The 6,326-nt window shown below is 39.6% G+C and carries 5 protein-coding genes and 2 pseudogenes; 4 read left to right on the top strand and 3 right to left on the bottom strand.

From position 1 onward, the window contains the following. Positions 1 to 496: 496 nt before the first annotated feature. A complete protein-coding gene (locus tag C9J45_RS20320) occupies positions 497 to 1,249 on the top strand; it encodes a class I SAM-dependent methyltransferase (protein ID WP_158259570.1) in 753 nt (250 codons plus the stop codon). 219 nt (positions 1,250 to 1,468) lie between these two features. Here the strand turns inward: C9J45_RS20320 and C9J45_RS20325 are convergent. Then, positions 1,469 to 1,627: pseudogene (locus C9J45_RS20325) on the bottom strand (integrase); the annotation flags it as partial. Positions 1,628 to 1,831: 204 nt separating this feature from the next. On the opposite strand from C9J45_RS20325, the gene C9J45_RS20330 reads away from it, so the two are divergent. Next, positions 1,832 to 2,584, top strand: a complete 753-nt coding sequence (locus C9J45_RS20330) for an SDR family oxidoreductase (RefSeq protein ID WP_107247909.1) — start codon at positions 1,832 to 1,834, stop codon at positions 2,582 to 2,584. Positions 2,585 to 2,813: 229 nt separating this feature from the next. Here the strand turns inward: C9J45_RS20330 and C9J45_RS20335 are convergent. Together C9J45_RS20335 and C9J45_RS20340 are read right to left on the bottom strand one after the other, a co-directional pair. After that, positions 2,814 to 3,872, bottom strand: a pseudogene (locus C9J45_RS20335) (IS91 family transposase). Beyond that, positions 3,869 to 4,759 carry a site-specific integrase gene (locus tag C9J45_RS20340; RefSeq protein WP_107292947.1) on the bottom strand — a complete coding sequence of 297 codons (891 nt, stop codon included), beginning with the start codon at positions 4,757 to 4,759 and terminating at the stop codon, positions 3,869 to 3,871. The pseudogene C9J45_RS20335 and the gene C9J45_RS20340 overlap by 4 nt, the downstream one beginning before the upstream one ends. A 250-nt stretch (positions 4,760 to 5,009) precedes the next feature. Here C9J45_RS20340 and C9J45_RS20345 point away from each other — a divergent pair, with 250 nt between their 5' ends. Continuing rightward, positions 5,010 to 5,489 (top strand): lecithin retinol acyltransferase family protein, encoded by a 480-nt coding sequence (locus C9J45_RS20345; protein ID WP_107247677.1) that lies wholly within the window; start codon positions 5,010 to 5,012, stop codon positions 5,487 to 5,489. Positions 5,490 to 5,649: 160 nt separating this feature from the next. Continuing rightward, positions 5,650 to 6,162 carry a methylated-DNA--[protein]-cysteine S-methyltransferase gene (locus tag C9J45_RS20350; protein WP_107247676.1) on the top strand — a complete coding sequence of 171 codons (513 nt, stop codon included), beginning with the start codon at positions 5,650 to 5,652 and terminating at the stop codon, positions 6,160 to 6,162. Positions 6,163 to 6,326 lie beyond the last annotated feature (164 nt).

The following is a 6,326-nucleotide window of genomic DNA, read 5'->3' on the forward strand; positions in this document are numbered from 1 at the left end:
GTTTTATCATCACCACAAGCCGCAATAATGCCTAAACATGGAGATGAAACCCGGCTTTGTCTCCATCTCTCTTATCTCCATTCTCTTTCTTTTAGTACTCGTGTTATTCCTATATCAATTTAGGCGAGATATTTTTGATTTCTGCTAATGAATAAACCTGTTTATTTGTCCAGTTATAATGCAAATCGTAAATTTTGATGCTTAGACTTCGTTTTAAATAAGAAAAAATGCTTAATTATCTCAGCTTCTATTTATAAGATATTGATATATATGATGTAATATTCATAGCTGTGTTTTTAATCCGACGGTTTAAACAGTTCTTACTTTTATCATGAGTAATTAATCAATTGAGGGTGTTTTTTTGCGACCAAGGTAATGAAAATAAATGTTTTTATTTATTAGAATGTTGAATATTTGCTGTATTAATAAAGCGTATAACGTAAGAATGCTTATTAATATACTGTTATAGCGCATTCATGCTCAAGGAGAAGAGTCGTTGAAACAGAGTAAAAGTGAGTTTTGGTCAGGCGAGGAATACGACGCGCAGTATGGTAATTCGTATGTAGGTGAACTGTCGTTCTTTCAAGACCTTATATTTCATCAAAAGGTTTCATCGTTGCTAGATGTCTGCTGCGGAACTGGTCTAGTTACAATCCCATTAACAAGGAATTTATCCCATGTGGTGGGTATTGATTTTTCTCGTTCAATGATTGATTTTGCTAAGTACAAGTCGTCAAGCATTAGCGATATTACGTTTTACGAAATGGACGCAGCACATTTCAACTTAGAAACCGTTTTTGATCTAATTGCTATGACGGGTAATGCCTTCCAAGCGTTTATTTCAGACGTAGACTTTTCATTGATGCTAAAGAACATTAAGAGTCATATGCATGCTAACAGCCTTTTTGTATTTGACTCTCGGCTTCCATGTCCTCAACATTTCGAAACAACAAATGGTTACGAACATTGGTCTTCTTACAAAAGTCCAACAGGTGAAAACGTCGAAGTCTACGGTTTGGACAGCAGGCACCCACAATTAAATAATACGATGTTGCACCATGTAAGAAGAGAATATGAAAATGGTGAGCAATATCATAGTTATATCGAGCTAAAATATCGTTCATTTGACGAGATAGTTAAGCGCTTAGAATGTAATGGCTTGCGGCTAGTGGAATACTACGCGGATTGGAAAAAGACGCCTTTGACTGAAACATCGACAAGTTTTGTAGGTGTTGTAAAACCGCTATAACAAATAAGGATATGTGTCGCGTAGCCGGCACCTATCCGAAGTGTTGGACAAACCCAAGCCACTTTATACAAGTAAATATTGGAAATAGCATGAAGGGGGATGCCAAAAAGCAGTCGAGCGTTATCCTTGGTGTGAACCAATAACTTTAACACTCTGATTTATAATAAAATCCTCTTTATTTCTGCAGCGTGAAAGCCATTATCCTTATTATCTAACGTCGGTAATTAATGTGTCTGGTGATTTATCCAGTTGATGGGTAATGCGACGTAGAGCGCGACTATAAGCATCAATCGTAGCGGGACGTTTACCTTGCAAGGTGAGATGGGTAAGGTGTTGTTCATAAAGATAATCTGAACGATGTTGCTGTGCTTTATTCATGATAAATACTCCTTTTTTAAAGGTATATTTACCGTAGTCGAGCTTATGGGCTTTCACTCTGCCGCGAAGCGGCTTCGTTCAACAAGCAATTAGACAGGGATTAAAAGCAGTGGGCTCTTCGCTTCGCTCAATTTTAGCCCACTATTTTTAACCCGTTAATCGAGCGTTATGCATTCCCTTAACTCAGAATATAAGGATTGATTTATGAGTATTCAAAAAGTGGCAATTATTACAGGTGGCGGGCGAGGAATTGGAGCGGCTACGGCTCACCTTTTTGCGAAAGAAGGCTACGCTGTATGCATCAATTATAAATCCAATTCAGACTCAGCGAATAAATTAGCTCAATCAATAATGGCTGAGGGTGGAAAGTGCATTACTGTTCAAGCTGATGTTTCTTGCGAAGATGATGTGATCCGAATGTTTTCCACTGTTGACCGCGAATTAGGTGCAATATCAATTCTTGTTAACAATGCAGGGATCTTAAAAAAGCAATCACGCTTAGAAGATATGAGTGCCGAACGAATCAACTCAATACTTACTAATAATGTCACAAGTTATTTTCTATGCTGTCGAGAAGCAGTAAAGCGAATGTCGACACGAAATGGTGGTTTTGGTGGCGTAATTGTTAATGTTTCTTCTGGTGCTGCTCGTTCAGGTTCACCAAACGAATATATTGATTATGCAGCATCGAAAGGAGCAATTGATACTCTAACGAAAGGTTTATCATTGGAAGTTGCATCTGAAGGTATCCGAGTAAATTGTGTTCGTCCTGGGTTGATTCATACTGAAATGCATGCTGATGGTGGAGAGCCAGAGAGGATCGAAAGGTTAAAAAGTATAATTCCGCTTCAAAGAGGTGGGAAACCAAGTGAGGTTGCAGAAGCCATTTATTGGTTAGCCTCAGACAAATCATCATTTTCCACAGGAAACTACTTGGATTTAGCTGGTGGGCTGTAATGCATAACAGATAAGGATATGTGTCGCGAAGCCGACATCTATCCGAAGTGTTGGACAAGCCCAAGCAACCTTATTATAAGTAAATAATGGAAATATCATGAAGGGGAATGCCAAAAAGAAGTCGAGCGTTATCCTTGGTGTGAACCAATAATATTAATACCCTGATTTATAATAAAACCCTCTTTAATTCTGAAGCGTTAAAGCCATTATCCTTATTATTTAACGTCGATTATCTGGGTCGAAATATTCCCGTTAATTGCATGACATCTTGGCAGCAGAGGCAAAAGGGTTGGGCTTTTATACGTACCGTTTTATTCGGTGAGGGCAACGTCAGTTACCCAGCTAACATGAACATAAATTGGATCGCTTGAAGCAGCTTCTTTTCATGACCCCGCAGCAGACCATAATCACGTATTCGTCGAAACCCTTTTGGTAACACATGTTGCAATATCAACCAAAGAAATTGCAACACGGGTAACGTGCGTGTCTTCATCGTTTGAGTTTGGCTATCTTTATAACGAAATGTCACCTGTTCATTATTGATATACAGAATGTCTTTATCCGCAATTACCCCTCGATAAAGGTATGTCGATAAATACAATAATGCAGGCTTTCCTTGCCCTACATGCCGACAATCAACCACCCACTTTTTCGTGATGTGATCGGGTAACGCCCACTTTAGTTCAGTAGTGAGATAGGCTAACAATCTTGCTCGCCATATTTTTGCGAGAGCAAATGCATTAAAGAGGTAGTGGTTTTTACAATTTTTCCATTGTCGTTTCTTGTCATCAAAGCCACCGCCAATGATCACCATATGAATATGAGGATGTAAATCTCGACGCCGATTATGAGTGTGTAAAACAGAAGTAAAACCGATGCGATTACCAAGGTATTTATCATTGTTAGCGAAGCTTTTTACTACACTGGCAGTCACAGTAAACATGGCTTGATAGAGTGCTTTAGGATGTTTTTTTGCCAGACATCGAAGCTCAGTTGGCAGCGTGAATGTCACCATAAAGTAATCAACAGGCAACAATTTCTGTTGCTGCTTTGCTAACCAATCGGATGTTGTTTGGTGCTGACACTGAGAACAATGACGGTGTCCACAAGACATCGCATATTCAGATTGATGTTCGCAATGCGAACATTGCCAGCGACTATGTCCTTGTTTTTCAGTGTGACACGTGAGTATCGCTTTCATGGCATAACGTATATCGTGATTGATCTGGGTTGAGTACGTAGCACAAAAGTCATCGTAATAATCACGCAATAATGATTGAAAAGTCATAGGTTCAGTTCCCATGATAGCGTTAAATCATTAGTGAGTTGATTAATGGTTGTTGTCGTATTTTCACGGGATATATCGGTTAAATGGGTATATTTCGCCGTGGTATTTAAACTGTTATGACCTAATAAGTGCTGTACTGAACGTAAATCCAAGCCTCGTTCTAACAGGTGAGTGGCATAGCTATGACGTAAATTATGAGGACTGATAGATTTCGTGATCCCACAGCTTTTAATGACGGCTTTCATTGCTTTTTGAACGCCACCGCGATCCATCACGGTATGGTTAACATTGAACGGTGAAGGAAAAAGATAACGACTATTTTTGTGGGTTTGCCAATAATATCGCAGGGCATACAGGGTTCGCCTTGGTAGTGGGATGAACCTGTCTTTACCCCCTTTGCCTTGTCGAATATGGACAAACATACGATGGCTATCAATATCACCCACTGTGAGATTTAACCCTTCACCTAGCCGTAACCCGAGGCTATATAAGGTCAGAAAAAACACTTGGTAACGCAGTTGCGAAGTGGCATTGATCAATAGGCTCACTTCGGTTGGCGTCAAAATGTCAGGTAAGGTTTTCACGTGTGGCGGCTTTACAATGTTCAGCCACTCCCAATCACGTTGAAGGACATGCTTAAAGAAAAACTGTAAGCCATTGCGATCAATTTTCACGGTACTCCATGAATGTGTTTTGATCAGTTGTGTAAAATGTTGTTTAAGATCTTCGGTAGTTAATGTGTCTGGTGATTTATCCAGTTGATGGGTAATGCGACGTAGAGCACGACTATAAGCATCAATCGTAAAGGGACGTTTACCTTGCAAGGTGAGATGAGTAAGGTGTTGTTCATAAAGATAATCTGAACGATGTTGTTGCGCTTTGTTCATGATAAATATTCCTTTTTTAAAGGTATATTCACCGTAGTCGAGCTTATGGGCTTTCACTCTGCCGCGCAGCGGCTTCGTTCAACAAGCACTTCAAGTCGGAACAAAAACAGTTGGCTTTGTTCCGCTACGCTCCACATTATAGCCAACTATTTTTGTCCGCTTAAGTGGGCGTTATACCTATGCAACCACTTGAAATTCAAAAGTATGCCTACATATTGATATCGTCAATTAATCAAATGTAGGGATACATATGTCAATTCAAAATCTAAATCCTGGCGATATTGTTGTCAGTAACTTCGGTGTTTATCAGCACTGGTCTCTAGTTTCAGATTCTTTGTGTGAAAAGGGGCTACCTATGCTCATTTCTGCAACCCAACGAAATGGCACCGTTCAAGAAGAGAGCTGGGATGTGGTGACTAAAGGTAAACATACCTATCCAGCTAAAGTTACTTACGACCGCCCAGTTCCAGAGGTACTCGAACTCGCTCGTTCTCAAATTGGGGAGTGGAAATACTCGCTAACAGACCGAAACTGTGAGCATTTTGCTAAATGGGCTACAGGTTTAAAAATGTCTTCGACTCAAGTTGTTGCTGGTGCAACTGGTGCTGTTTTGGGCGCAAGCTTAGTTGGTTTATGCTCAGAAAATCCGAAGTTTGCTAAATTTCTCGGTGGTGCATTAGCTCTGGGCGGTTTAGCCGTTTTAGCTACTAAAGCCGTCGAGAAAAAATAGGTATAAAAACAATTTAAGAGGGATTCCCAACGCTTGGCATTTTTGCTTCTACTTCAATTTTAGTGTTTATGGCACAATGCTTTAAGTTGGGTGATAGCGTTGCTCACCCCTTAATTGGGCGTTATAAATACGGGTAAGTTATTCATAATAAGGACATTCAATGAATCAGATTAATATCCAACACTTTAAACATCCTTATGCCGAATTTGTGCTTGGTTCATATGACGGTAAGCTTTGTCTTTGTGACTTTCGATATCGTAAAATGAGAAGTGCAGTTGATGACCGTATTAAGCGTAGCCTTAACGCTGAATTCGTAGAAAGAAACGACAATGTTTTAGAATCTACTAAAACGCAACTTGAAGAATACTTTCTTGGTGAGCGAAGTGTTTTCGATATTCCTTTATTACTGGTTGGTACGGATTTTCAAAAATCGGTTTGGGACGCATTAAATAAAGTAAAATACGGTGACATTGTAACGTATCAAGATTTAGCTATATCAATTGGTAATGAAAGCGCAGTGAGGGCGGTTGGCAATGCTAATGGTGCAAATGGATTGGCGATTATAATTCCTTGCCACAGGGTAATTGGCAGCAAAGGTGAGCTTGTTGGTTATGGTGGCGGTTTGTCATTGAAAAAACGTCTTTTAAAATTAGAGCAGAATCTCTTCATCTAAGTCTAAATAGTATTTATAACAGATAAGGATATGTGTTGCGAAGCCGACACCTATCCGAAGTGTTGGACAAGCCCAAGCCACCTTATATAAGTAAATATTGGAAATATCATGAAGGGTGATGACAAAAAGAAGTCGAGCGTTATCCTTGGTGTGAACCAATAACT

This window comes from Photobacterium sp. GB-1 (genome assembly GCF_003026165.1).
Taxonomy (GTDB): domain Bacteria; phylum Pseudomonadota; class Gammaproteobacteria; order Enterobacterales; family Vibrionaceae; genus Photobacterium.